Below are 24962 nucleotides of genomic sequence, written 5' to 3' on the forward strand. Positions count from 1 at the left end.
GTCCGCACGGTGCGGACGGGAGGCACGGTGCCAGCCCGTCACGGGCCTCCCGTCCGGCGGTCGGCGCCGCGGCCGAGCACGGTGCGGGGTTCGTCGGGTGGTGCGGGGGTGGCCGCATGGTGGGTGTCTGCTGCGCTGCACGGTGCGCGGAACCGCGCACGGGATCGCGTGGTCCGCACAGTGCGGACGGGAGGCCCGGTGCGGGTCCGCCACGGGACGCGCCCGTCCGACGGTCGGCGCGTTCAGCGCCCGAGCTGCTCCCGCAGGTACGGCGCGGTCCGGCTCGTGGCGGACGCCGCGACCTGGGCGGGCGTGCCGGTGGCGACCACGCGGCCGCCGTCCTCGCCGCCGGACGGCCCCATGTCGATGACGTGGTCGGCACTCGCGACGACGTCCATGGCGTGTTCGACCACGACGACGGTGTTGCCGGCGTCGGTGAGTCGTGCGAGCTGTGCGGTCAGCAGTTCGACGTCGGCGGGGTGCAGGCCCGTCGTCGGTTCGTCGAGCAGGTAGAGCGTGTGCCCGGTGCGGGCGCGCTGCAGTTCGGTCGCGAGCTTGATGCGCTGGGCCTCACCACCGGACAGCTCCGGGGCGGGCTGCCCGAGGCGCAGGTAGCCGAGCCCCACCTGACGCAGGGCCTCGAGGCCACGGGCTGCTGCGGGCAGCGATGCCAGGAAGGGTGCTGCCTGGTCGACGGTCATGCCGAGGACGTCCGCGATCGTCGCCCCGTCCCACCGCACCTCGAGCGTCTCGTCGTTGTAGCGCGCGCCGTGGCACTCCGGGCACGGCGCCCAGCTGCCCGGCAGGAACAGGAGCTCGACCGACACCGAACCCTCGCCCTGGCACACCTCGCACCGACCGCCGGCGACGTTGAACGAGAAGCGGCTGGCGGTCCAGCCTCGGGTCTTCGCGTCGTCGGTCGCGGCGAACGCGGCACGCACGGCGTCGAAGAGCCCGGTGTAGGTGGCGAGGTTCGAGCGCGGTGTGCGGCCGATCGGCTTCTGGTCGACCTGCACGACACGGTCGACGAGCGGGTGCGACGTCGCCACGCCGGGCAGGACGCAGCCGACGAGCGACGACTTGCCGGAGCCGCTGACGCCCGTGACCGCGGTCAGCACCCCGAGCGGCAGGTCGACGTCGAGTCCCTGCAGGTTGTGCAGCGTGAGGTCGCGCAGCTCGAGGGTCCCGATCGGCGTCCGGACGGTGCGGTCCTCGTCGTCACGGTCGCCAGGGTGCAGGAAGCGTCGGGTGACCGACGCCTCGACGTCGGCGAGGCCGTCGACCGGCCCGCTGTACAGGACGCTGCCCCCGCCGGACCCGGCACCCGGCCCGACGTCGACGATCCAGTCCGCGCGCCGCACGATGCTCATGTCGTGCTCGACGACGAAGACGCTGTTGCCGCCGGCGCGCAGGTCGTCGAGGACCTCGACCAGGGACTCGGCGTCGGCCGGGTGCAGGCCGGCGCTCGGCTCGTCGAGCACGTAGACGACGCCGAACAGCCCCGACCGCAGCTGCGTCGCGATGCGGAGCCGCTGCGTCTCACCGGGGGAGAGCGTCGGGGTGGCCCGGTCGAGTGCGAGGTAGCCGAGGCCGAGACCGACGAGCACCTCGACGCGGTTCAGGAGGTCACGGGAGATGGCGACGGCGACCTCGGTGTGCTCACCCGACGACGCGCGCGAGGTCGCGGCACCGGCGTCCAGGAGGGTCGCGATCGGGCGCAGGACGTCGGCCAGCGCGGAGAGGGGCAGACCGTTCAGGTCCGCGATCGAGTGGCCGCCGACCGTGACCGCGAGGGCCGCCCGCGTCAGGCCGGTGCCGCCGCAGAGACCGCACGGACCGGACTCGACGAACTGCAGCACCTTGGTCCGCTGGGTCTCGCTCTGCGAGTCGGCGAGCGTGTGCAGCACGAACTGGCGTGCGCTCCAGAACCGCCCCTTGTAGGGCTTGGCGACCCGGTCGCGCTTCGGGTGGACCTGGACGACCGGCTGCTCCTCGGTGAACAGCAACCAGTCACGGTCCTGACGGGAGAGCTCCCGCCACGGCACGTCGATGTCGTAGCCGAGCGCCGCGGTGACGTCGCGCAGGTTCTTGCCCTGCCACGCCCCGGGCCACGCGGTGATCGCGCCGTCGCGGATGCTCAGCGACGGGTCGTGCACGGCCGAGGCCTCGGTGACCTCGTGGGCGATGCCGAGTCCGTGGCATCGGGGGCAGGCGCCGGCGACGGTGTTCGGCGAGAACGAGTCCGACTCGAGCCGGTCGGCACCGGACGGGTAGGTGCCGGCTCGCGAGAACAGCATGCGCATCGAGTTCGACAGGGTCGTCAGGGTGCCGACGGTCGAGCGGCTGCTCGGGGCACCACGGCGCTGCTGCAGGGCCACGGCCGGCGGCAGCCCGGTGATGGAGTCGACGTGCGGGGTCGACCCCTGCGCGATGAGCCGCCTGGCGTACGGGGCGACGGACTCGAGGAACCGGCGCTGCGCCTCGGCGAACACCGTGCCGAACGCGAGCGAGGACTTGCCCGAGCCGGAGACGCCGGTGAAGGCGACGATCCGGTTGCGCGGGATGTCCACGTCGACGTCCTGCAGGTTGTGCTCACGGGCGCCGCGGACACGGATGAAGTCGTCGGGCCCCGGTTGGTCGTCGGTCGCGGTCGATCGGGGGGAGGGCATCTGCTCGATGGTAGGCGGGTGCTGCTGGGTGCGACCGCCCGGCGCACGACGGAAGGGCCGTCCCGGTTGTCCGGGGCGGCCCTTCGCGTGGTGGTGCGGGGGTGTTACTTGATCTGTGCGGTGATGGTGGCGGTGCCGACGAGGAGGCCGCGCTTGACGGCGTCGGTGCCGAAGGTCTTGTTCAGCAGGCCGGCGGCGTCTTCGGAGACGTGGACGGTGGTGCCGGTCAGGATGGCGTTGTCGCCCTCGAGCTGGAGGGGCTTGAGCGAACCGCCCCAGAGCTCGAACAGGTACGCGTTGGACGCGGCGACCTTGCCGTTGACCAGGACGTCACCGTAGAGCTTGGACGAGCCCGGGTTCACGACGAAGTTCTCGAGCGTGACGGTGGTGTCGCCGGCCTTCAGCGTGAGGCCGGAGTCGTCGTGGTTGAGCATGCCCTGCACGTAGGGGCGGTAGTTGCCGTCCGGCGACCAGTACGTGACCGATCCGGCGGTGATCGGGAACGACACGGACCCGTCGGCGAGGGTCGCGTCACCGGAGACGCCGGGGGTGAGCTTCAGGGCGGTGAGGGCGTCGGTGAAGCCGGAGTCGAGCTTCACGGCGGTGGACCCGCCGAGGACCTCGGGGACCGATGCGACCGGTGCGGGGATCTTCGACTCGGACGACGACACGGTGTGGATCGAGGGGGTGGCGGCCTGGGCGGAGGAGATGCCGAACGCGGCACCGCCGAGGACGAGGGCGCCGGTCGTGGCGAGGGTGATGGAGGTCTTCAGGCTCTTGCGCATGGTGATCGATTCCTTTGCTGAGGTGTCGCGCTCGGCGCGGCTGCTGTGTGCGCGCCGAACACACCCTGGTGCAGGGTGGAGAACCAGCAGTGTGCGGCTGGTGAGCGCTCCGGGTGGTTCCCGGTCTGTGCAGGTGATTCGGCGGCCTCGGCGAAACGGTTTGGACCGATCTGTCCCCGTTACCGGTCCGTGACCTTCGCCCGCTTCCGGACAGACCTCCGGTGCTGATGTACGTTCGCTGTGTGGCCGCTGGACGCGGCCGTTCACGAAGGGTTCCTCACATGGCAAACACGAACAGCCGTCCGACCAGCGTCACCGTGTCGTTCATCATCTGGCTGGTGGTGGTCCTGGCGAACATCGTGCAGGGCATCATCAGCCTCACGTCCGGCAGCTCTGCCGACGTCGCCGACAGCGTCGGCACCGCCCCGCTCGTCGGCGGAGCGATCTTCGCCTTCGTCCTCGCCGTGATCGAGCTCATCATCGTCTTCAAGATGCGCGACGGTCGCAACTGGGCCCGCATCGTGCTCACCGTGCTCGCGATCCTGCAGCTCATCGGTGTGGGCGTGGGTGCAGCGTCGGGTGGCAACGCCTTCGGGTGGATCGGTGGCGTCGCCGTGCTCGTCGCGACGATCCTGATGTACGTCGGTGGCGCGAACGGCTACTTCCGCCGTCGCTGACCGCGACTGCGTGACGCACGCCGGGCGCTGAACGCGACCGGCTGACGGACGGGAGGCCCGGTGCCAGCTGGCACCGGGCCTCCCGTCCGTCGTCTCCGTGCGTTCAGAACGCCTTGCCGGGATTCAGGGTGCCCGCCGGGTCCAGGGCGTCCTTCACGGAACGGTGCATCGCCAGCACTCGTTCGCCGAGCTCCTGTCGCAGGCCCGGCAACTTGAGCAGTCCGACGCCGTGCTCGCCCGTGACGGTGCCGCCGAGCGCCAGGCAGTCGGCGACGATCTGGTCGAATGCGTGCTTCGCGCGGGCCTTCGCGGCGTCGTCGCCCACGGGCGCGATGATCAGCGGGTGCAGGTTGCCGTCGCCGGCGTGCGCGATGTTCGCGATCGTGACGTCGTGCGCCGCAGCGGTCGCCTGGATCCGCCGGAGCATCTCGGGCACCGCGCTGCGGGGGACGCAGATGTCCTCGGTCAGCACCGGGCCGAGCCGCTCGAGCGCCGGGTACGCGAGCCGCCGCGCCTGGAACAGCCGGGCGATGTCGTCGGGGTCCGTGGCCCGCTCGACGTCGGTGCCGCCGGCCCGTGCGAAGACCGCGGCGACCTGGTCGGCGAGGTCGTCGCCCGCCGCACCGCGCTCGTCGACCCGTGCCAGCAGCAGGGTGTCGACGTCGGACGGCAGCCCCAGGTGCATCCAGTCGTCGACGGCCCGCAGGCAGGTCCGGTCGACGATCTCGAGCGCTGCGGGGATGATGCCGGCGCGTGAGATCGCCGCGACGGCGTCCCCGGCGGCGCTGAGCGAGGGGAAGTACCCGATCACGGCGCGCTCGTCGCGGCCGGCCAGGGGGAGCAGCTTCACGGTCACCGACACGACGATGCCGAGCGTGCCCTCGGAACCGACCATCAGGCCGGCCAGGTCGTAGCCGGCGACGCCCTTCGCCGTGCGGCGGCCGAGCTCGACCACGGAACCGTCGGCCAGCACGACGGTCATCCCGAGCACGTAGTCGCGGGTGACGCCGTACTTGACGCAGCAGATCCCACCGGCGTTCGTCGCGACGTTGCCGCCGATCGTCGAGATGGCCGAGCTCGCCGGGTCCGGCGGGTACCAGAGCCCGTGCTCCGCGACCGCCGCACGCAGGGCGTCGTTGACCACACCGGGCTGGGCAATCGCGTACCGCTCGTCGGTGTTGATCTCGAGGACCGCGTCCATCCGCTCGAGCGACAGGACGACCGATCCGGCCATCGCGTTCGCCCCGCCGGACAGACCGGTCCCTGCGCCGCGCGGCACGACCCGCACCCCGGCCGCCGCCGCCCACTTGACGGTGGCGACGACGTCGTCGGTCCTGCGGGCGAGGACGACGGCGAGCGGCGCCGTGGAGTCCGCCCACTCGGCGTCGTCGTGGCGGTACCGCTCGAGCGACGCCGGGTCGCGGAGGACCTGGTCCACCCCCAGCAGTTCGTCGAGGGCGGCGGTGTCGACGTCGTGACTGACGGTCATCGGTTCGGGGGTCCTTCCGGGCGCTGCGGTGCGGCGCCGACGACGATACCGCGCTCAGTGGACGACCCGTGTCGCCTGCCAGGGACGCCGGACGACCGTGATGCACGCGGCGGATCCGTCGCGACCAGCAAGGAGGCTCCATGTACTTCCACGCACAGACCTGGATCAACGAGATCGCCGACGGCGAGCCCGACCCGGCAGCCGCGAACGCCCTGCAGGAAGGGCTCGGCGGGCAGTTCGGCGAGATGCGCACGATGATGCAGTACCTGTTCCAGGCGATGAACTTCCGCGGCCCGGCGGCGAAGCCGTACCGCGACCTCATCCAGGGGGTCGGCACCGAGGAGATCAGCCACGTCGAGCTCATCGGCACCACGATCTCCCGTCTGCTCGACGGCTCGCCCGAGTACACCGGCAAGCTCACCGACCCGCTCGACAAGCCCGGTGCGAAGGGTGCGACGCCGCTCAACATCGCACTCGACACGAGCAACATCCACCACTACCTGGTCGGTGCGCAGGGCGCCCTGCCGGTCGATGCGGCCGGCAACCCGTGGAGCGGCAGCTACGTCTACAACTCCGGCAACCTGCCGCTCGACCTGCTGTACAACCTGATGCTCGAGTCCACGGGTCGCCTGCAGAAGTGCCGGATCTACGAGATGACGGACAACCCCACCGCGCGCAGCACCATCGCGTACCTGATCGTCCGCGACCAGGCGCACGAGAACGCCTACGCGAAGGCCCTCGAGACCCTCGGCGTCGACTGGAAGACCCTGCTGCCGATCCCGAAGACGAACGCCGAGCGGTTCCCGGAGGTCAAGGAACTCGTCGACCTCGGGCTGCAGAGCAAGCAGTACAGCTTCGACCTCGACGGGGCGTCCGAGGCGGGCAAGATCTTCCGCGGGGCATCGCCGTCGAAGGACGGCACGGACCTGTCCGCGACCGAGCAGGCCCCGGTGGGAGCGCCGTCGTTCATCGCTCCGGAGCGCCTCGAGGAGTTCGCTCCCGGACTCGACGCCGACCTGCTGGCACTCATCCAGCAGACCGCCGAGCTGGAGCTCGACCAGGCGGAGACGCCGCTCTACGGGCCGGTCGCCTGAGCCCGCCGCCGCAGCTCGCGGATCAGTCGATGCAGAACTCGTTGCCCTCGACGTCCTGCATCACGATGCAGGACTCGTTGACCTGATCCGCGAGCATGCGGCGGAACTGGGTCGCACCGAGGGCGACCAGGCGTGCGCTCTCGGCGTCGAGCGCGGCGAGGCGCTCCTCGCCGACCAGGCCGGTGCCGACCCGGACGTCCAGGTGCACGCGGTTCTTGACCGTCTTGCCCTCGGGCACTCGCTGGAAGAACAGGCGCGGGCCGGCGCCGGACGGATCGACGCACGCGAAGGCGGAGTCCTGGTGCTCGGGCGGGAGCGAGGCGTTGAACGCCTGCCAGTCGTCGAACCCGGGCGGGGGAGCAGGGACCTCGTAGCCGAGGACCTCGCACCAGAACCGGGCGACCCGCTCCGGTTCGGCGCAGTCGAACGTCACCTGGACCCGTCGCACCGTTGCCATGCGCGTCAGGGTAATCCTGGCGCGCGGGCAGCGCGCACCGGTTCTGCAACGGACCACGAGTCGTTCGACGCGTGGTTCGTCGGAACACTGCTGTGCCGATGGCGGAACAGAAGTGTAAGTCAGTGCTTCCCGCGAAGACGACCGATGCCGAGGACGATCGCCACGACGACCATGCCGAGGACGACGCCGGCGACCGCCGAGATCGCGGTGTCCACAGTCCACGTCACGACCGGGCCGGCTGCCTCGATCGCGTGCTCGATCGTGTGCAGCAGGTCGTACGGACCGTGCCAGAACGTCTCGGCGAGGTTCGCGATGACCAGGTGCCCGCCGACCCACAGCATGGCGACGGTGCCGATCACGCTGATGACCCGGAAGACCGTCGGCATGGCCCGAACGATCCGCGCTCCGGTGCGACGGGTGCGGCGGACCGAGTTCTTCATCATCTGCAGGCCGACGTCGTCGATCTTCACCAGCAGGGCCACGGCGCCGTAGACGACCGCGGTCATGACGAGCCCGATCACGATGAGGGCACCGAGTGTCGGCCAGAGCCCGAGGTCGGGGTCGAGGCCGGCCAGGGCGATGAGCATGATCTCGGTGCTCAGGATGAGGTCGGTCCGGATGGCGCCGAACACGAGCTTCGGTTCGGTGACCGAGTCGGAGGTGCCTGCGCCGTGGTGGACGCCGAACCACTCGGTGACCTTCTCCGCGCCCTCGAAGCAGAGGTACGTCCCGCCGATGAGCAGGAGGTACGGCAGCACCCAGGGAGCGAACGCGGTGAGCAGCAGCGCCAGCGGGATGATGATGATGAACTTGTTGAACAGGCTGCCGAGCGCGATGCGCCCGACGACCGGGAGCTCCCGGGCCGGCGCGAGCCCCTGCACGTACTGCGGGGTGACCGCGGCGTCGTCGATGACGACACCGGCGGTCTTCGCGCTCGCCTTCAGGGCCGCGGAGAGGATGTCGTCCACCACGGCGAGCAATCCGACTGACATGACTTCGTTCTCCGCTCGTCCGGGCCTGTGACGGTGCTCAGCGTACTGGGCGCGACCGGCCCTGAACGCCACCGGGCCACCGTCCGTAGGCTGACGGCATGGCTGACTTCACCGCTGCACAGGCCGCCGTCGTGCGGATCGAACGCGCCGAGGAAGGGCGTTGGGACCTCACGGTGATCAGCGACTCGGGCGTGAAGATGGGGCACGGCGTGTACCTGTTCGACGCCGCGCACGACGACGCCGAGGACGAGCAGGCCGCCGCGCTCGACTTCGTGCGGGAGTACGGCTTCCGCTTCGAGCGCGACGCCGTGCAGGCCGACGGCCCGGACGCCTACTGGGCGCCGCTGCTGCCGTCCGACCAGCAGTAGTCGTCTACAGCGACGCGATCAACTGCTCGACGCGCGACCGGATGTCGTCGCGGATCGGCCGGACCTGCTCGATGGCGAGCCCTGCCGGGTCGTCGAGGTCCCAGTCCTCGTAGCGCTTGCCGGGGAACACCGGGCAGGCGTCACCGCAGCCCATGGTGATGACGACGTCCGACTCACGCACGGTTTCGGTCTCGAGCACCGCCGGTCGGGCGGCGGCGATGTCGATGCCCTGTTCGGCCATGGCCTGCACGGCGACGGCGTTCACCTGGTCGGCGGGTTCGCTGCCGGCGGAGAACACCCGGACGCGGTCGCCGGCGAGGTGCTGCAGCCACCCCGCGGCCATCTGGGAGCGTCCGGCGTTGTGGACGCACACGAACAGGACGGTCGGGTGCTCGGTCATGCGCCCATCATCCCAGCGGCGGCGCCCATCACCCCAGTGCTGATGCCTCGAACCCGATGAGCCACGTGACGCCGAACGCGTCCCGCACGGTGCCGTCCCAGTCGCCCCACGGTCGCTGCTGCAGCGGGTCGACCACCGTGCCACCCTCGGCGAGCGCGTCGAACCAGCGTCGCAGCACGTCGGGTTCGTCGGCGCCGAGCAGCGAGAACAGCAATCCGGTCGCTGCGAACGGCTCGTCGGTCTCGCTCGCGTCGGCGGCGAACAGCTGGAGTCCGCCGGTGAGCTGCCCGTGGGCGACTGCGTCGGCGGGGCCGTCGGTCCGTGAGAAGTCGGCGTAGGTCGCGATCCGGACCTCGCCGCCGAAGACCCCTCGCCAGTGCTCGAGGGCCTGCCTGGCGGTGCCGGCGAACTGGAAGTACGGCGACGGTCCGGTGACGTTCATGCCCGGACGATACCGCCGGACGACGGCGCGCGTCCGCTCGTCAGGCGCTCGGGGCGATGCCGTCGAACGCGCGTCGCAGGATCGCGGCCGCGTCGGGGTCGTCGCCCGAGGCCCAGATGGTGATCGCCACGTCGAAGCAACCGAGGGCCGCCTGCACGAGGACTCGTGCGCGCAGCTCGGCGTCGGGCCCGTGGAGCTGCTCGACGACGAGGGGCGTCAGGACGTCCGCCCAGGCCTGGTGCTTCTCGAGGTTCCGTGCGCGCAGTGACGCCGTGCTCGTCATCACGCGGACGGATCGTCGTCCGGTCTCGGGGTCGTCGGTGCTGCCGCGCTCGAGCATCTCGGCGAACGCCTCGCGCAGCGCGGGCCAGACCGGCTGGGTCGTCGACCGCGACCGGAACGCCTCGGCGAGCGCGTCCCGGTGTCGCGCGGGGTCGCCGATGACGGCGTCCTCCTTCGCGGGGAAGTACCGGTGGAAGCTCCGCGCCGAGATCCCCACCTCAGCGGCGACCTGTTCCACGGTGACGTTCTCGAACCCGTCGGTGTCGAACCGCCCGAGTGCCACGGCGGCGATGCGCGCGCGGACGGCGTCGCGGGTGATGTCCCGCAGGCCGGTTCGCACGTCGCTCACGGGCCGATCGTACCGCGACGTCATCTTCAGTCCAAGTTGTCATACTCTGACAATCGTGGCGTACAGTGCCACTCGCATGACCACCACACGTCACGAAGGGACGGCACCATGCAGCAACGCACCCTCGGCCGACAGGGCCTCACCGTCAGCGCCATCGGCTACGGCGCCATGGGCACCACGTTCGCCTACGGACCCGGCGACGACACCGAGTCCGTCGCCGCGATCCGGCACGCACACGAACTCGGCGTCACGCACTTCGACACGGCCGAGCTGTACGGCTGGGGGACCGGCGAGCGGCTCCTCGGCGCGGCGCTCGCCCCGATTCGCGACGAGGTGACGATCGCCACGAAGTTCGGGTTCACCCCCGAGGCGTACGCACCGGACTCCCGACCGGAGCACATCCGCCAGGTGGTGGACGCGAGCCTGCAGAACCTCGGCACCGACTCGATCGACCTGCTCTACCAGCACGTCCACGACCCGGCCGTCCCGATCGAGGACGTCGTCGGCGTGATGCAGGAGTTCGTGCAGGCCGGCAAGGTCCGGTACCTCGGCCTGTCGAACACCGATGCCGACCAGATCCGCCGGGCGCATGCGGTCCACCCGATCTCGGCGTTCCAGACCGAGTACTCCGTCTTCTCGCGGGAGTCCGAGGCGCTCTTCCCCCTCGTCGACGAGCTCGGCATCGGCGTCGTCGCCTACTCGCCGCTGGCGCGCGGCTTCCTGAGCGGTGCCGTGCAGCCGGCGAGCGCGTACGCGGCCGACGACATCCGCCAACAGCTCGAGTGGTGGGCGCCGGAGCACTTCGACGCGAACGTCGCCGTCGTCACCGCACTCACCGAGATCGCCGACGCGAAGGGTGTCTCGCTCTCGCAGCTCGCGTTGGCCTGGGTCCTGGCGAAGCGCGCCGACCTGGTCCCGATCCCCGGATCGCGCAACCCCGGACGCGTCGCCGAGAACGTCGCAGCCGCCGAGGTGCGGCTCACTGACGACGAGGTGGCGCGCATCGACGCGCTGTCGCGCGACGTCCGTGGGAAGCGCGCGATGGGCTGAACCCGGCCGGGTGTCGGACGGGAGGCCCGTGGCACGCCCGCCACGGGCCTCCAGTCCGTCCGGTGGTCGCGTCCAGAGCGCGTCTCAGGCGAGCAGGGCGAGTGCGCGGTCCACGACGTCCTCCGGACGGCCGTCGCCGTGCAGCGCCCACCAGGTGAGGGCGGCGCTCGCGGCGGCCGCCAGGGCGTGTGCCAGCACCGTGACCGCCAGGTCGTCGGGCGTCGCGCCGTCCCGCTCGGCCACGAACCGGACGATCTCGTCGGTCAGGGTCGTGACCGTGGCTGCACCGACGTGTTCGAGCGAGGGGTTCGCGCGGATGACGCGGAGGCGGTGGCGGGTGACCTCCACGGCGTCGTCGGGGAAGGTCGCGCCGATCCGGTACGCGGCGCGCAGTGCGACGGACGACGACTCCGTGGACGGCCGTTCCCGCAGTGCGTCACCGAACCGCGAGGCGAACTCGTCGAGCCCGCCCCAGACGAGTGCCGCCTTGTTCGGGAACAGCCGGAACAACGATCGACGGCTCACTCCGGCGGCCGTGGCGACGTCGTCCATCGACACGGCGTCGAAGCCCTGCTCGTCGAACAGGCGCAGCGCCACGAGGGACACCGCGTCGGGGTCGATCGTGCGGGGGCGTCCCGTCGGGCGGTCGCTCGCCGCCTGGTCGCTCGTCGAGCTCATGGAGTCCTTTCGGCACTGAGTGCTATAACCATTGTGGCGCAGCGAGCGCCTCTCAGTGAGGAGACGACATGACCGACACCACCGCCGGACGGTTCACCGGCAGGACCATCATCGTCACCGGGGCGGGTTCCGGCATCGGACGCGCCACGGCGACGCGCATCGCGACCGAGGGCGGGCGGGTGATCGCGACCGACGTCGTCGCCGAACGCCTCGACGCGCTCCGCTCCGAACTCGACGGCCTCGAGCTCGAGACCGTCGTCGGCGACGTCGCCGCGACCGAGACCATCGACGCGCTCATCGCGGCCGCGGGTGAGCGGATCGACGGCCTGGCGAACGTCGCCGGCATCATGGACGCCTTCCTGCCGCCGAGCGAGGTCGACGACGCCACCTGGGACCGCGTCTTCAGCGTCAACGTCACCGGGCCGATGCGCCTCACCCGCGCCGTCCTGCCGCACATGATCACCGCCGGTCGCGGCGCCGTCGTGAACGTCGCGTCCGAGGCCGCACTCCGCGCCTCGGCTGCGGGCGCCGCCTACACGGCGTCGAAGCACGCGATCGCCGGGTTCACCAAGAGCGTCGCGTTCTTCCACGGGCCGCAGGGCATCCGTGCCAACGCCGTCGCGCCGGGTGCGGTCGCGACGAACATCGAGGCGCCGATGCGCAGCGAGTACGCCGCCAGCCGAGTGGGCCCCATCATGCAGGTCGCGATCCCGCCGGTCGCCCAGCCCGAACAGCTCGCCGCGGCCATCACCTGGCTGCTCAGCGACGACTCCGCCAACGTGAACGGCGCCGTGCTGCCGAGTGACGGCGGGTGGTCGGTCGTCTGACGAAAATGCTCAGATACGAGTAGAAATCTACTGGAAGTGGTAGATTTCTACTCGTATCCGATCGGAGGTTCCGATGCAGTTGCAGTCCCCCTTCGCGACGGTGACCACCTCCGTGGACGGCGATGTGCTCGCCGTCTTGGCACGAGCGCCAGGACCGATGACGATCGCGGACATCTGCCGCCTGGTGCCCGACCGGTCGTACGCCGGGGTCCGGAACAGTGCGGATCGGCTGGTCGAGCAGGGTGTCGTCGACGGGCACCGGACCGGACGGACGAAGTCGTTCAGCCTGAACCGGGAACACCTCGCCGCCGATGCGATCACCGCTCTGGCCGATCTCCGGCGCGCGCTCCTCGAACGACTCCGATCGGGGTGTCGATCGATCCCCCTCCGGTACGCCGCGCTCTTCGGATCCGGCGCCCGTGGTGAGATGCGGCCGGACAGCGACCTCGATGTCTGCTTCATCGTCGAGCACGGCCGACGTGCGGAGGCAGAGGACCAGATCCACGCGTTGTGCCGTGCGGCCGGTCGGTGGGCCGGGAACGCCGTGCGGCCGGTCCTCTTCGACGAGGACGAGATCGACGGCACCGACCCGCTCCTCGCATCGGTTGCCCGGGACGGTATTCCCATCGCAGGCGATGGTCGATGGCTGTCCCGGAAGCTCCGTACCCTGACTGGATGACCCCGCGAATCGGCACCACCGCACCGGGCGACGAGTCGTTCCGGAGGGGCCGGCTCGCCAAGGCGACGGAGTTCCTCGAAGCTGCAGAGGCCCTCCGCGCGCTCGGCGGTGACGCAGGGGTCTTCACTGCCGGATCGCAGTTCGCGAACGCGTTCGTCACGCAGTGCGTCCTCAGCGGCATCGCCGCGGCTGACGCGATCTGCGTCGCTCGGACCGGCGAGTACTCGCGATCGGGAGCACACGACGAAGCGGTACCCGTGCTGCGTGCGGCTGCTGGACAGTCGGTCGCGAAGCACCTCGAGGTGCTGTTGGCGGTGAAGACCAAAGCCGAGTACAACGCGCGGTCGGTCAGCGACAGCGACATCGTGCGCGCCGGGGAAGCGGCCGAGGCCCTCGAGGTGGCCGCGCGGTCGGTCTGACGCGCCGGTCGATCCGGAGCGGCTGGCCCGCCTACACTGCCGACATGACCGAGGTCCCCGCCGCGCGCTCCGAGTGGGGCCGGTTCGCCCCCGACTCCGTCGAACGCCGGATGCTCGAACACACCGGGGCCGCTCTCGGACTCGTCCTCCGTCCGCGCACGGTCGTCCTCGACCGCGCCCGGGTCGAGGTCGAGGGCATCGACGGCGCCGACCGCGTGGTCGTGCAGCTCGTCGCCAACCTGGGCGCCTACAAGCCCGCCTGGCGCAACAAGGTGATGGCGGACCTGTTCAAGCTGCTGTGGCTGCGGCGGTCGGTCCCCGGGGTCGAGCGTGCCGTGCTCGTCGTCGCCGAGCCCGCAGCGAGGGCGCTCGCCGGGTGGGTCGCGGTCGCCGCCGAGGACCTCGGCGTCGAGGTGCTCGTGTGGGACGGGCAGACCGCGGTACCCACGCCACGCTGACCCGCGCACTCGTTCACACATTCGCAACACATGTGGTCCGACGCCGTAACACGGGCGTCCTAACGTCGTCACCAGCAGCGGATTTCCGCGTCGCAGACCACCCGAGCTCGCGACGCACGCTCTCCGCCATACGAGATCGAGCATGCGTGCTCGCCGACGGTATGGAGGAACGGATGACCACATCAGCGGTCCGCGTGGACGCGGTGCGCAAGGTGTACGGCAGCGGCCCGAGCGCCATGGTCGCGCTCGACGACGTCGAGTTGACGATCGAGCCCGGCAAGTTCGTGTCGCTCATCGGCCCGAGCGGCTGCGGGAAGTCGACGCTGCTCCGGCTCGTGGCCGGGCTCGAGCCCGCCGACCGCGGTGACGTCCGGGTGCACGGGGTCACCCCGGCGCAGGCGTGCGCGGCGAAGCTCATCGGGCTCGTCCCCCAGACGCCGGCGCTGCTGCCCTGGCTCACCGTGTTGCAGAACGTCTCCCTCGCCGCCCGCGTGAACCCCGGCGCCGGCCGACGTCGTGCCGCCATCGACGACCTCGAGGAGCGCGGCACCGGTGCCGGTCCGGACATGCGTGAGCTCCTGCGGATGGCAGGACTCGGCGAGGCGATGGACAAGCTCCCCGCGCAGCTGTCCGGCGGCATGCAGCAGCGTGCCGCGATCGTCCGGGCCTTCGGCCTGCGCCCCGATGTACTGCTGATGGACGAGCCGTTCTCAGCGCTCGACGAGTTCACCCGCGAGAGCCTGCAGGACCAGCTGCTCGACCTGTGGGACGAGCTGCGCACGACGGTCCTCTTCGTGACGCACGCGGTGTCCGAGGCCGTCCGGATGTCGGACACCGTCGTCGTGATGGCGCCGCGCCCCGGCCGGATCGTCGACGTCATCGACATCGACCTGCCCCGCCCGCGCAACCAACGCCTGTTCGAGGAGCAGCGGTTCCACGAGTACGAAGACCTCGTCCGGACCCGCCTGCACAGTGCCTGGCGCACGGCCGATGCGGCCTGAGGGAGACGGGACCATGAGCGCGACCACCACCTCGACGCCCGCCGCGACCGTCACCACGGCCGACGCCGAGCGGCGCACCGCCCGCCGATCCGTGCCCGGTTGGCTCCGACCGACCGTCTGGTCGCCCCTCGTCGTGATGCTCGCCGTCCTGGCGGTGCTCTGGCAGATCGGTGCGACGGCCATGCCGTACCTGCTGCCGCCGCTGCCCACGGTGGGGGAGACCCTCGCCACGCAGCTGCCGTACTACCTGCAGAACGCCGGCATCACCCTGGCGGAGTCGCTCGTCGGCCTGGCCATCGGGTTCCTCGCCGCGTTCGTGCTCGCGGTGCTGACGAGTGAGCTGCCGATCGTCCGACGCGCGGTCATGCCGATCGCGATCGTGCTGAACGTCACGCCGCTCGTCGCGATCGCCCCGGCCCTGGTCGTGGCGTTCGGGTTCGGGCCGCTGCCGAAGCTCGTCATCACGGCGCTCATCTGCTTCTTCCCGATCCTGATCAACACCGCCGCGGGGCTGCGGTCCGTGCCGCAACCCGTGCTGCAGGTGTACCGGACGATCGACGCGTCCCGGTTCGAGATGCTCGTGCACCTGCGGATCCCGAACGCCCTGCCGTTCGTGTTCGCAGCCCTCCGGATCGTGTTCCCGCTGTCGATCATCGGCGCGGTCGTCGCGGAGCTCTCCGCCTCGGGATCGACCGGGGGACTCGGCACCGTGATCAGCACGGCGTCGGCAATGAACCAGCTCGCCGTCGTCTACGCCGCCATCGCGATCCTCGCGGTGATGGGTGTCGTCCTGCTCGGACTCATCACCCTCGTCGAGCGTCGCGTCCTGCACTGGCACCGCACCGCGAACGACTGACCCGCGGTCCGCCGGCCGCACCACGCGGCCGCCCCGCGGCCCTGCCGCACCACCCACCGGCGCGAGCCTGCCCGCGCGACGTCAGCCGCGCCTCCAGGCCGACGCCAGCCGACCCACCGCCCCACCCGCACCTGCCCTGCACCGCCCCACCCTGCACCACCCATCCCTTCCTACAGGAGTGACCATGCAGCACAGCACCACGCACCACAGCACGCGGCGCACCACGCGCCGCACCACGGCCGCACTCGCGGCCCTCGCCGCCGCCGTCGTCGCCCTCGCGCTGACCGGCTGCAGCACCGGCTCCAGCGCCGGCACCACCTCGTCCGAGGGCAGCGCGATCTCGGCCGAGCGGTGCAAGGAGAACAAGGACGCCGGCACGATCACCTACCTGTCCGGGTACCAGTACCAGTCGTCGGCGTCGATCCTCGAGTACATCGCGGCGGACGAGCTCGGGTACTTCAAGGACCTCTGCCTCGACGTGACGCTGAAGCCCGGATCCGGTGACACCGCCCAGAACACGAAGCTCCTCGCCAGCGGCCAGGCCACCGTCTCCGCCGTCGCCGAGCAGGACCTCATCCAGGCCCGCGCGAACGGCATCGACATCACCGGGATCTCGTCGTACTCGAACGCCGGCCTCGACGTCCTGATGACGAACAAGGACATCACGAAGCTGCCGCAGCTCGACGGCCAGGTCGTCGGCCACAAGGGCTACGTCCCCGCGTCGGTCCGGGCGATGATGGAGAAGGCCGGTGTGGACTGGGACTCCCTCACGCTCGTCAAGGAGGGCTACGACCCGTCCGTCCTGCCCCGCAAGCAGAACGGCCTCGAGGCGCTGACCGGCTTCGTGTCGAACGAGCCGAACCTGCTCAAGGCCGCCGGTGACGACGTCACCGTCTGGCAGCCCGTCGACTACGACATCCCCTCGTCGATCGGCGCCATGGCCGTGAACCCGGCGTTCGCGAAGGCGCACCCGACCGCGGTCGAGGACGTCCTGCGCGCAGCCCTGCACGCCTACGACTTCTGCTCCGCGAGCGAGGCGAAGACGAAGCAGTGCGTCGGGTACGCCGCGAAGCTGTCCGGCGCCACCTACGACACGGCCCAGAACACCAAGATCTGGACGACCGAGACGAAGGTCATCGCGGACAACCCGACGCCGGACCAGCCGCTCGGCGGCATCGACCCGGAGAACGTGACGAAGCTCGTCGACATGCTGCACCAGTTCGACATCGTCAAGCGCTCCGTGACCGCCGACGACGCGAAGAGCTGGTTCACGAACGAGTACATCGACGCCATCACGAAGGACGGCGAGACCGTGTGGCCCGCACCGTGAGCCCCATCGTCACCGAGTGTTCCGCAACGACCAGAAAGGCGGCGTGAGATGCCCGCGAAGGAGTACGGGATCTTCCTCCCGATCGGCAACGGCGGGTGGATGCTCTCCACCACGGCACCCCACCCCGAGGCGACCTACGCCTGGAACAAGCGCGCGGCGCTGCACGCCGAGACGATCGGCCTGGACTTCGTGATGTCGATGGCGAAGTGGCGCGGCTTCGGCGGCTCCACGGACCACTGGGGCCGGTCCCTGGAGTCGATGACGATGATGGCCGGGATCGCCGAGGCCACCGAGCGGGTCAAGATCTGGGCGACGATGCACGCCAACGTCCACAACCCGGCGGTCGCCGCCAAGATGTACACGACGCTGCAGGACATCTCCGGCGGCCGGGCCGGCATGAACATCGTCAACGGCGCCTACGCGGCGGAGTTCGAGCAGTTCGGGATCTGGGACGCGGCCCTCAGCCACGCCGACCGGTACCGGATGACGGAACTCTGGACCGAGGCGGTCACGCGCCTGTGGACCGAGGACAGCGTGACGATGCACACGCCGTACTTCGACCTCGACGCGTGCGAATCCCGCCCCCACCCGGTATCGCGCCCGACCATCATCAGCGCCGGCAAGTCCGAGGCGGCCAGGGCGTTCCAGGCGAAGCACGCCGACGGCGCCTTCCTCGCCGCCGACAGCCTCGACGAGATGCGCGAGCTGTCCCGCGACGTGCACGACCGCGCCGCCGCCGAGGGCCGCGAATGCCGCACGTACTCGATGCTCACGGTGGTCCAGGGCGAGACCGACGCCGCCGCCCAGCGGAAGGTGCGCGAGTGGGGTGCCGGCGTCGACCGCCAGGCGCTGGCCTCGATGCGGGCGTCGTGGGGCGTCCCCGCCGAGCAGGCGCGGGCGTGGGCGGACGGAGCCGCTGGCGAGGACGCGTTCCAGACCGCGTACGTCGCCGGGTCGGCCGAGACCGTCACCGAGCACCTCGAGTACATCGTCGACCGGGGCGAGCTCGACGGCCTGATGTTGATCTTCCCCGAGTACGACCAGGACATGGTGCTGTTCGGCGAGACCGTCCTGCCCGCGCTCCGCCAGCACGACGCGGCGGTCGTCCGGTGACCGGGGGAGTCGACGCGGGTCGCGACCCGCGGCTCACGCAGTTGGCGTCCGCTCCGCTCCGCCCCGCGCTCGTCGTCGTCGACGTGCAGCGCGACTTCGGCGAACCGACGCGGATCGCCCCGTACGGACTCGACGACCGCGCGTCCGCTGCGGTGGACGCCGCCGTCACCCGCATCGGCTCGCTCGTCGACGAGGCCCGCGCGACGGGCGTCCCCGTGGTCTGGGTCGAACTCGGCAGCGACCCGGCCCGGCCGTGGCGCTCCAGCACGTGGCTGCGCGGAGGTGACCCGGACGGACCCATGCCGGACGACGAGCCCTGCCGGATCGGTACGGAGGGCGCCGAGTGGTACCGCACGGCGCCAGCGCCCGGTGAGACCCGCGTCGTGAAGCGCGGGTACAGCGGGTTCCTGGGCACCGACCTGGAGGCCCGGCTCACCTCCGCCGGGATCGGCTGGGTCGCCGTCGTGGGACTCACGACCGAGTGCTGCGTCCTCGCCACCGCGCAGGACGCGATGCAGCTCGGCTGGCCCGTGGTGGTCCCGCAGGACGCCACCGCCGCGTACGACACCGACGTGCACGACGCCGCGCTCACCCTGATCGACCTGAACGTCGGCGTCGTGACCGACGCCGACGAGACGGCGGCGTTGTGGCGCGCGGCTGCGTCTGTGTCCGCGTCTGCGCCGTCGTCAGCGTCCGCTTCGCCGGTGGGTGCCCGATGAGCGGCATGCACCTGGCCTACGACCTGTCCTTCACCCACACCGAGGGCCGGTGGGCCGCGGCCGGCAGCTGGGTCGGCCAGGACTTCCCCGACGTCCGCATGTACATGGAGGTGGCCCGCACGGCCGAACGTGCCGGCGTCGACATGCTGTTCTTCGGCGACGGGTCCGGAGTGCCGAGCACGTGGCGCGGCAGCATCGACCCGGCCGTCGAGTGGGGCATCCAGTGGCCCCGGCAGGACATGTCACCCGTGATCGCCGCGATGTCCACCGTCACCGAGCACATCGGGTTCGGGCTCACCTACTCGTCGACGTTCACGCACCCCTTCTCCGTCGCCCGGCTGCTCAACTCGCTCGACCACGTCACCGGCGGACGCATGGCGTTCAACGTCGTCGCCTCGTCGCGTGGGGCGGACGCAGCGAACTACGGGTCGGACCACCTCATCGACCACGACCTGCGGTACGAACGGATGGAGGAGTTCATCGGCGTCTGCCGTGCGCTCTGGGACTCCGTCGCCCCCGACGCGATCGTCCGCGACCGCTCGACCGGACGGTTCGCCGACCCGGCCGGGGTGCACCCCATCGACCACGACGGCCGCTTCTTCAAGGTCCGTGGCCCGCTCGCGAGCGTCCCGAGCCCGCAGCGGCACCCCGTGGTGGTGCAGGCCGGCAACTCGCCGCGCGGCATCGCCGCCAGTGCGTCCTTCGCCGACCTGGTGTTCGGCTTCGGGTCGAGCGTCGCCGGACAGCTCCGGCACCGGAACGCGCTCGACGCAGCGCTCACCGACGTCGGTCGGGACCCGTCCGGCGTCGGGATCCTCTGGGCGACCCAGGTCATCGTCGGCGCCACCGACGCCGAGGCCGCCGCCCGCCGCGACTCGCTGCTGTCGTTCTGGAACCGCGAGGCCGTCGGCACCTTCATCTCGCACAACGCCGGCTACGACTTCTCCACGCTGCCGGAGACGTTCCGGCTCGGCGAGCTGCGCGACGAGATCGTCGCCGCGCAGGCGAGCCCGGCCGGCCTGGTCGGCAGCCTGGTCGCCGAGTTCGGCGAGGACCACACGATGGACCGCGACGACTTCTTCGAACACGGCTGGCGTGCCGCGACGGGCCTCGACCACATGCTGGTCGGCGACGCCGCGGGGGTCGCCGACGCCCTGCAGGAGAACTTCGCGGCCACCGGCGGACGCGGCGGCTACATGCTGTCCAGCCCGCTCGGCATGCCAACCGGGTTCGCCGACCTGAGCGAGCTCCTCGTGCCGGAACTGCGTGCCCGCGGTGCCCTGGCGCCGCGGTACCCGGGGTCGACGCTCCGCGAGAACCTGGCGGTGTGAGGTGACCCCGGCCCGTCGGTGGCTCGCGCTCGGCGGGCTCTGCCTCGGCTTCTTCATGCTGCTGCTCGACAGCACGATCGTGTCCGTCGCACTGCCGGACATCGGCAGCGACCTCGGCACCGACGCGTCCCTGTCGGTCTGGGTGAACAGCGCCTACCTGTTCGCGTTCGCGGTGCCGCTCCTCGTCGCCGGACGGCTCGGCGACCGCTTCGGCCACCGCCGCGTCTACCTGCTCGGGCTGGCGGTGTTCACCGTCGCGTCGGTCGGCTGCGCGTTCGCGCCGGGGATCGGTGCACTCGTCGTCTGGCGCGCCCTGCAGGGCGTCGGCGCCGCGCTGCTGACGCCCCAGTGCCTGACCGTCATCCGCTCGTTGTTCGACCCGCCGCGGCTCGCCGTCGCGCTCGCCATCTGGAGCGCCGGCGGTGGCGCGGCGACCGTCGCCGGCCCGATCGTCGGGGGCGTGCTCGTCGAGGCGTGGGGGTGGCCGTCGGTCTTCCTGGTGAACGTCCCCGTCGGCATCGTCACCGCCGTCGCCGTGCTCCGCTTCGTACCCGTGTCCCGACGCATCGCGGTGCCGCTGCCGGTGCTCGCCGTCGTCGGGGTGACGGCCGGGGTGTTCGCGGTGGTCGTCGGTGTGCAGGGGACCGGTGACGGAGTGCTCGCTGCACCCCTGCCGCGGGTCGGTCTGGTGGTGCTCGGCGCACTCGTCGTCGCCGCGGTGCTCACGGTGCAGCGCCGAGCGGGCGACCGGGCACTCGTCCCGCTCGGGCTCTTCCGCGACCGCGGGTTCGTGACCGGTTCGTGGGGAGCGACGGCCGCGTCGTTCTGCGTCGGCTCTGCCCCGATCCCGCTCATGCTCGACCTGCAGGACGGACGCGGACTCGGCGCCGGCGCAGCCGCCCTGGTGCTCGTGCCGATGGGGATCGCCTGCCTGGCCGCCGCACCGTTCGTCGGCCGCACGACGAACACCGCCGGCCCGCGAGCGACTGCGACCATCGGTGCCGTCCTGCTCGTCGCATCGGTGGCGCTCACCGCCGTGCTCATCGGGACGTCGGCTCCGCTCTGGGCGGTTGCGGCGGCGTTCACCGGCTTCGGGGTCGCAAACGCGTTCGTCTGGTCACCGTTCTCGCTCGCAGCGGTGCTCGGGGCCGGACCGACGACCATCGGTGCGGCGTCGAGCACCTTCAACACCGTGAAGCAGCTCGGTGCCGTCCTCGGTAGCACCGTCACCGCCGTGCTGCTCGCGGTGTCGACCGACGCGGTCGCCCTCGGCGCCCTGGCGCTGGTGGCACTCGGGGCGCTCGTGGCGGCGGTCTCCCTGCCCAAGCGGGCACCGGCGGTCCTCACCGGCGCGGTCGTGCACGGCGCCGGCATCGGCCACGGGCTCGGCTTCCCGACCGCCAACCTGCTGCCCGACGACGGCCGGGCGGTGCCGTCGGACGGCGTCTACGTCGGGTGGCTCACCGCGCCGGCGTGGTCCGGGACGCGCGAGGCCCTCGTGTCGATCGGCAGCAACAGCACCTTCGCCGACCGGCCGCGCACCGTCGAGATCCACGTGCTCGACTTCGACGGCGACCTGTACGGCACCCCCGTCGAGCTCACCGTCGGCCGTCGGCTCCGTCGGCAGCGCACGTTCCCCGGGCCCGACGCCCTCGTCGCCGCGATGCGTGCGGACGAACGACGTGCCCGCTCCCTGCTCGCCCGCTCCTGAACGAAGGAACCCCCATGCAGCACGAGTTCGTCGGCGACCCGCTCGACATCCGCGAGGCGATCGCCGAGATCCCCTCGGTGGTGGCGGCCATCGCCGCCCGGGTGGCGGGCGCCCCGGTCGTCATGGTGGCCACCTCGTTCACCGTCGGGGTCTCCTACGACCCGCCGTTCGCGACGATCGCCGTGCAGCACTCGTCGACGACCTGGCCCGACCTGGCGGCGGCGCCGGTGCTCGGCATCTCGGTCCTCGCCGAGGGGCACGCCGAACAGACCCGGCAGCTGGCCTCCCGCGACCGGGCGCAGCGACTGGTCGGTGTGCCGCACGTCGACACCGGGTCGGGGGCCGTGCTGCTCGCCGGTGCGCACTCGTGGTTGGAGTGCTCGGTCGAGGCCGTCCACCGGGCCGGCGACCACGACATCGTGGTGCTGCGGGTGCTCCGCTTCGCCCGCGACGCCGCGAACGCCGCGCTCGTCTGGCACCGGCCCGCTCGGCGGCTCAGCCCGCGGTGATCGCGGCCACCGCCTGCACGACGACCGCGCGGCGGCGGGCAGCCGAGGCGCTGGCCGTGAGCCGGGCGTACTCGGGGGTCGCGCCGCTCCAGAGCGCGGCCGTGTGGATCACGAGGCCGAGCAGTTCGGCGGCGTCGAACGCGGTCGACAGCAGGCCGTCGCGCTGCGCACCTTCGATCGCCTCGAGCTTCGCCGTGTTGCTCCGCACGACCGCGTCGATGGGGTGCTGCGTGTCGCCGCGCTCGAGTCGGTACCACGTCGCGAGCCGTTGGACCCAGGGCCGCCGGACGTAGGAGTCGTGCAATCGTCCGGCGTACTCGGGGAGGTCTGCCGGATCGATCGTCACCTCGTCCAGCGTCTCGGCGACCATGGCGTCGAAGACCGCGTCGAACAGGCCGTCCTTGCTGGCGAAGTAGTGGTAGATCTGCGCCTTGTTGCTCGCGGCGGCGGCCGCTATCCGATCGACGCGGGCACCCGCGATCCCGACCGCAGCGAACTCGTCGCGCGCGGCGAGCAGGAGTCTCGCGCGAGTGGCGTCGGCATCTCGTGGCATCGGCACGCCCGCCATCGTATCAACCGGGTGGTTGACAACTGCGCGCGGATGGCGTTCCCTGAAGACTGTCAACCAACCAGTCAGTTAGGAACCATCGTGTCCGTCTTCCTCGTCACCGGCGCCTCCCGCGGCCTCGGTCGATCCATCGTCCGCGCCGCGCTCGGCGCCGGCCACGACGTCGTCGCCGGCGTCCGTGACCCACGTGCACTCGACGACCTGGTCGTCCCAGAGGGCGGGACCCTCGTCAGCGTCCGCTTGGACGTCACGGATCCGGCCGCAGCACGTGCGGCCGTCCGTACCGCCGTCGATCGCTTCGGGCGACTCGACGTCCTCGTGAACAACGCCGGGTACGCCAACCTCGCCAGCATCGAGGACGTCGATCCGGCCGACTTCCGTGCGCAGGTCGAGACGAACCTGTTCGGGGTCGTGACGCTGACGCAGGCCGCCCTGCCGGTCATGCGCACACAGGGCGCCGGGCACATCGTGCAGGTCTCCTCGGTCGGTGGTCGCATGGCCACGCCGGGCCTCGGCGCCTACCAGACGGCGAAGTGGGCGGTGGGTGGCTTCTCGTCCGTGCTCGCGAAGGAGGTCGAACCCCTCGGCGTCCGCGTGACCGTCCTCGAGCCCGGCGGGATGCGGACGGACTGGGCCGGTTCGTCGATGCAGGTTGCCCCGGTCCGGCCCGAGTACCGGTCGACCGTCGGCGCATCGGCCCGCCTGCACGAGGGGACAGCCATCGGTGCCAGCGACCCGGACCTCGTCGCGGAGCTCGTGCTGCGGGTCGTCGAGATGGACCAGCCGCCGCTCCGGTTGTTGGTCGGCCCGGATGCGTTCCAGCACGGCACCGCGGCGGGTCGCGAGCTGCTCGCGCGCGACGAGGAATCCGAGGCGCTCAGTCGCTCCACCGCGGCCGCCGACGTCACGCCCGAGCAGCTCGATCCGCTCGCCCACTCCTGAGCAGGCGGGCCCGCGGCGCGGCGTTCCTTCCCAGAACGCGTTCGGTGGGAAGCGGAATCGGGCGTACCTGGTCAGAACTTCTGACCCGGTACGCCCGAAACGACCGAGTGCGCGCGGGACGGCCGGCCCGAGAGCGTCAGGCGGCCAGCGCCGCCATCTCGCGCACCACGGCCCGGAGTCGCACGGCGAGCTCGTCGTTGCTCCGCACGGAGTCGCGGTGGGCAGCCTCGCTGAGCGCCGACATCACGAGCGTCACGGCTGTGCGTGCGGTCTGCTCGTCGGTGCGGGTGCCGACGACGCTGAGCAGGGACTGGCGTGACTCGGCCATCCACTGCATCACCATCGACGACATCTCGGGCCGGAGCACGAGCAGCTCCTTCATCCGCCGGCGGTCCTGCGAGAGTGGGACGGTCGCCGCGACCAGGGAGCACAGGTCGTCGACCAGGCCGCCCTGAGCCTCGGCGAACCACACCGCGGAGTGCTCCGGGACCTCGACCGAGTCGAGCCCGAGTGCGGCGTGCGCCTTCGACGAGAAGTAGTTGAAGAACGTGCGCGGGGAGACGTCGGCGTCGGCGCAGATCTGCTCGACCGTGACGCCGTCGAGTCCGTGCGCCGACACCAGGGTCAGCGCTGCGTCGTGCAACGCCTGGCGGGTCTGCTGCTTCTTCCGTTCACGCAGCGTGCACGGCTCCGTTGCCGTTGCCGGGGTGGTGATCACGGGGACTCCTGGTGTGGTCGGGGTGGTGGGAGGGGCGCCCGCCCGGAAA

At 71.4% G+C, this 24962-nt stretch carries 28 protein-coding genes; 17 read left to right on the forward strand and 11 right to left on the reverse strand.

Features of this window, described 5'->3' with window-relative positions:
* Positions 1 to 242 precede the first annotated feature (242 nt).
* Positions 243 to 2669: an excinuclease ABC subunit UvrA gene (locus tag ACXKZB_RS04495; protein WP_488824840.1), complete on the reverse strand. Its 2427-nt coding sequence runs from the start codon at positions 2667 to 2669 to the stop codon at positions 243 to 245.
* A 104-nt stretch (positions 2670 to 2773) separates the two neighbouring features.
* Positions 2774 to 3454 carry a hypothetical protein gene (locus ACXKZB_RS04500; protein WP_123310723.1) on the reverse strand — a complete coding sequence of 227 codons (681 nt, stop codon included), beginning with the start codon at positions 3452 to 3454 and terminating at the stop codon, positions 2774 to 2776.
* Positions 3455 to 3735: 281 nt separating this feature from the next.
* Here ACXKZB_RS04500 and ACXKZB_RS04505 point away from each other — a divergent pair, with 281 nt between their 5' ends.
* Positions 3736 to 4131 carry a hypothetical protein gene (locus ACXKZB_RS04505; protein ID WP_111086898.1) on the forward strand — a complete coding sequence of 132 codons (396 nt, stop codon included), beginning with the start codon at positions 3736 to 3738 and terminating at the stop codon, positions 4129 to 4131.
* A 103-nt stretch (positions 4132 to 4234) separates the two neighbouring features.
* Here ACXKZB_RS04505 and ACXKZB_RS04510 read toward each other — a convergent pair whose 3' ends face one another.
* Positions 4235 to 5620 carry an FAD-binding oxidoreductase gene (locus ACXKZB_RS04510; RefSeq protein ID WP_488824841.1) on the reverse strand — a complete coding sequence of 462 codons (1386 nt, stop codon included), beginning with the start codon at positions 5618 to 5620 and terminating at the stop codon, positions 4235 to 4237.
* A 140-nt stretch (positions 5621 to 5760) separates the two neighbouring features.
* Between ACXKZB_RS04510 and ACXKZB_RS04515 the strand changes: the two genes are divergently transcribed.
* Positions 5761 to 6714, forward strand: coding sequence for a manganese catalase family protein (locus tag ACXKZB_RS04515; RefSeq protein WP_340197305.1), 954 nt, complete (start codon positions 5761 to 5763; stop codon positions 6712 to 6714).
* Between the two features lie 22 nt (positions 6715 to 6736).
* On the opposite strand, the gene ACXKZB_RS04520 is transcribed toward ACXKZB_RS04515, so the two are convergent.
* The gene (locus ACXKZB_RS04520) at positions 6737 to 7171 is read right to left on the reverse strand and encodes a VOC family protein (RefSeq protein ID WP_488824842.1); all 435 of its coding nucleotides are present in this window, start codon (positions 7169 to 7171) and stop codon (positions 6737 to 6739) included.
* A 119-nt stretch (positions 7172 to 7290) separates the two neighbouring features.
* Positions 7291 to 8163 (reverse strand): DUF808 domain-containing protein, encoded by an 873-nt coding sequence (locus ACXKZB_RS04525; RefSeq protein ID WP_488824843.1) that lies wholly within the window; start codon positions 8161 to 8163, stop codon positions 7291 to 7293.
* 98 nt (positions 8164 to 8261) lie between these two features.
* Here ACXKZB_RS04525 and ACXKZB_RS04530 point away from each other — a divergent pair, with 98 nt between their 5' ends.
* Entirely contained in the window at positions 8262 to 8531 is a 270-nt protein-coding gene (locus ACXKZB_RS04530; protein WP_111086890.1) for a hypothetical protein, read from the forward strand.
* Positions 8532 to 8535: 4 nt separating this feature from the next.
* Here the strand turns inward: ACXKZB_RS04530 and ACXKZB_RS04535 are convergent, their stop codons facing one another.
* From ACXKZB_RS04535 to ACXKZB_RS04545, 3 genes are read right to left on the reverse strand one after another with little or no spacing between them, the layout of a single operon-like run.
* Positions 8536 to 8931 (reverse strand): arsenate reductase ArsC, encoded by a 396-nt coding sequence (locus tag ACXKZB_RS04535; protein WP_123313169.1) that lies wholly within the window; start codon positions 8929 to 8931, stop codon positions 8536 to 8538.
* Between the two features lie 28 nt (positions 8932 to 8959).
* Entirely contained in the window at positions 8960 to 9373 is a 414-nt protein-coding gene (locus tag ACXKZB_RS04540; RefSeq protein WP_488824844.1) for a VOC family protein, read from the reverse strand.
* Between the two features lie 40 nt (positions 9374 to 9413).
* Positions 9414 to 10004, reverse strand: a complete 591-nt coding sequence (locus ACXKZB_RS04545) for a TetR/AcrR family transcriptional regulator (RefSeq protein ID WP_488824845.1) — start codon at positions 10002 to 10004, stop codon at positions 9414 to 9416.
* Between the two features lie 108 nt (positions 10005 to 10112).
* On the opposite strand from ACXKZB_RS04545, the gene ACXKZB_RS04550 reads away from it, so the two are divergent.
* Positions 10113 to 11054 carry an aldo/keto reductase gene (locus tag ACXKZB_RS04550; protein ID WP_488824846.1) on the forward strand — a complete coding sequence of 314 codons (942 nt, stop codon included), beginning with the start codon at positions 10113 to 10115 and terminating at the stop codon, positions 11052 to 11054.
* A gap of 84 nt (positions 11055 to 11138) precedes the next feature.
* On the opposite strand, the gene ACXKZB_RS04555 is transcribed toward ACXKZB_RS04550, so the two are convergent.
* Positions 11139 to 11732 (reverse strand): acyl-CoA-like ligand-binding transcription factor, encoded by a 594-nt coding sequence (locus ACXKZB_RS04555; protein ID WP_488824847.1) that lies wholly within the window; start codon positions 11730 to 11732, stop codon positions 11139 to 11141.
* A gap of 68 nt (positions 11733 to 11800) precedes the next feature.
* Here ACXKZB_RS04555 and ACXKZB_RS04560 point away from each other — a divergent pair, with 68 nt between their 5' ends.
* The 12 genes from ACXKZB_RS04560 (at position 11801) to ACXKZB_RS04615 (ending at position 22685) form a co-directional block, all read left to right on the forward strand.
* The gene (locus ACXKZB_RS04560; RefSeq protein ID WP_488824848.1) at positions 11801 to 12559 is read left to right on the forward strand and encodes an SDR family NAD(P)-dependent oxidoreductase; all 759 of its coding nucleotides are present in this window, start codon (positions 11801 to 11803) and stop codon (positions 12557 to 12559) included.
* Between the two features lie 73 nt (positions 12560 to 12632).
* Positions 12633 to 13238, forward strand: a complete 606-nt coding sequence (locus ACXKZB_RS04565; protein ID WP_488824849.1) for a nucleotidyltransferase domain-containing protein — start codon at positions 12633 to 12635, stop codon at positions 13236 to 13238.
* On the forward strand, positions 13235 to 13657 hold the full coding sequence (locus tag ACXKZB_RS04570) for a hypothetical protein (RefSeq protein WP_123313176.1): 423 nt from the start codon (positions 13235 to 13237) through the stop codon (positions 13655 to 13657). Before ACXKZB_RS04565 ends, ACXKZB_RS04570 begins: the two co-directional genes overlap by 4 nt.
* Before the next feature lie 44 nt (positions 13658 to 13701).
* Positions 13702 to 14115, forward strand: a complete 414-nt coding sequence (locus tag ACXKZB_RS04575; RefSeq protein WP_488824850.1) for a hypothetical protein — start codon at positions 13702 to 13704, stop codon at positions 14113 to 14115.
* 173 nt (positions 14116 to 14288) lie between these two features.
* Positions 14289 to 15116: an ABC transporter ATP-binding protein gene (locus tag ACXKZB_RS04580; RefSeq protein ID WP_488824851.1), complete on the forward strand. Its 828-nt coding sequence runs from the start codon at positions 14289 to 14291 to the stop codon at positions 15114 to 15116.
* 13 nt (positions 15117 to 15129) lie between these two features.
* Positions 15130 to 15972, forward strand: a complete 843-nt coding sequence (locus tag ACXKZB_RS04585) for an ABC transporter permease (protein ID WP_488824852.1) — start codon at positions 15130 to 15132, stop codon at positions 15970 to 15972.
* Positions 15973 to 16156: 184 nt separating this feature from the next.
* Positions 16157 to 17302 (forward strand): ABC transporter substrate-binding protein, encoded by a 1146-nt coding sequence (locus ACXKZB_RS04590; RefSeq protein WP_488824853.1) that lies wholly within the window; start codon positions 16157 to 16159, stop codon positions 17300 to 17302.
* 48 nt (positions 17303 to 17350) lie between these two features.
* Complete coding sequence (locus ACXKZB_RS04595; RefSeq protein WP_488824854.1) at positions 17351 to 18415, forward strand: LLM class flavin-dependent oxidoreductase; 1065 nt, start codon at positions 17351 to 17353, stop codon at positions 18413 to 18415.
* The gene (locus tag ACXKZB_RS04600) at positions 18412 to 19134 is read left to right on the forward strand and encodes a cysteine hydrolase family protein (protein ID WP_488824855.1); all 723 of its coding nucleotides are present in this window, start codon (positions 18412 to 18414) and stop codon (positions 19132 to 19134) included. Before ACXKZB_RS04595 ends, ACXKZB_RS04600 begins: the two co-directional genes overlap by 4 nt.
* Positions 19131 to 20465: an NtaA/DmoA family FMN-dependent monooxygenase gene (locus tag ACXKZB_RS04605; protein ID WP_488824856.1), complete on the forward strand. Its 1335-nt coding sequence runs from the start codon at positions 19131 to 19133 to the stop codon at positions 20463 to 20465. Before ACXKZB_RS04600 ends, ACXKZB_RS04605 begins: the two co-directional genes overlap by 4 nt.
* 1 nt (position 20466) lies before the next feature.
* Entirely contained in the window at positions 20467 to 22176 is a 1710-nt protein-coding gene (locus tag ACXKZB_RS04610; protein WP_488824857.1) for an MDR family MFS transporter, read from the forward strand.
* 14 nt (positions 22177 to 22190) lie between these two features.
* Positions 22191 to 22685, forward strand: a complete 495-nt coding sequence (locus tag ACXKZB_RS04615) for a flavin reductase family protein (protein ID WP_488824859.1) — start codon at positions 22191 to 22193, stop codon at positions 22683 to 22685.
* Here the strand turns inward: ACXKZB_RS04615 and ACXKZB_RS04620 are convergent.
* Positions 22672 to 23238: a TetR/AcrR family transcriptional regulator gene (locus tag ACXKZB_RS04620; protein ID WP_488825950.1), complete on the reverse strand. Its 567-nt coding sequence runs from the start codon at positions 23236 to 23238 to the stop codon at positions 22672 to 22674. The two genes, ACXKZB_RS04615 and ACXKZB_RS04620, sit on opposite strands and share 14 nt — an antisense overlap.
* 96 nt (positions 23239 to 23334) lie before the next feature.
* On the opposite strand from ACXKZB_RS04620, the gene ACXKZB_RS04625 reads away from it, so the two are divergent.
* Entirely contained in the window at positions 23335 to 24195 is an 861-nt protein-coding gene (locus ACXKZB_RS04625) for an SDR family NAD(P)-dependent oxidoreductase (RefSeq protein WP_488824861.1), read from the forward strand.
* 136 nt (positions 24196 to 24331) lie between these two features.
* Here the strand turns inward: ACXKZB_RS04625 and ACXKZB_RS04630 are convergent, their stop codons facing one another.
* A complete protein-coding gene (locus ACXKZB_RS04630; protein ID WP_488824862.1) occupies positions 24332 to 24913 on the reverse strand; it encodes a TetR/AcrR family transcriptional regulator in 582 nt (193 codons plus the stop codon).
* Positions 24914 to 24962: the final 49 nt, after the last annotated feature.

The organism is Curtobacterium sp. ABR8 (genome assembly GCF_057812125.1).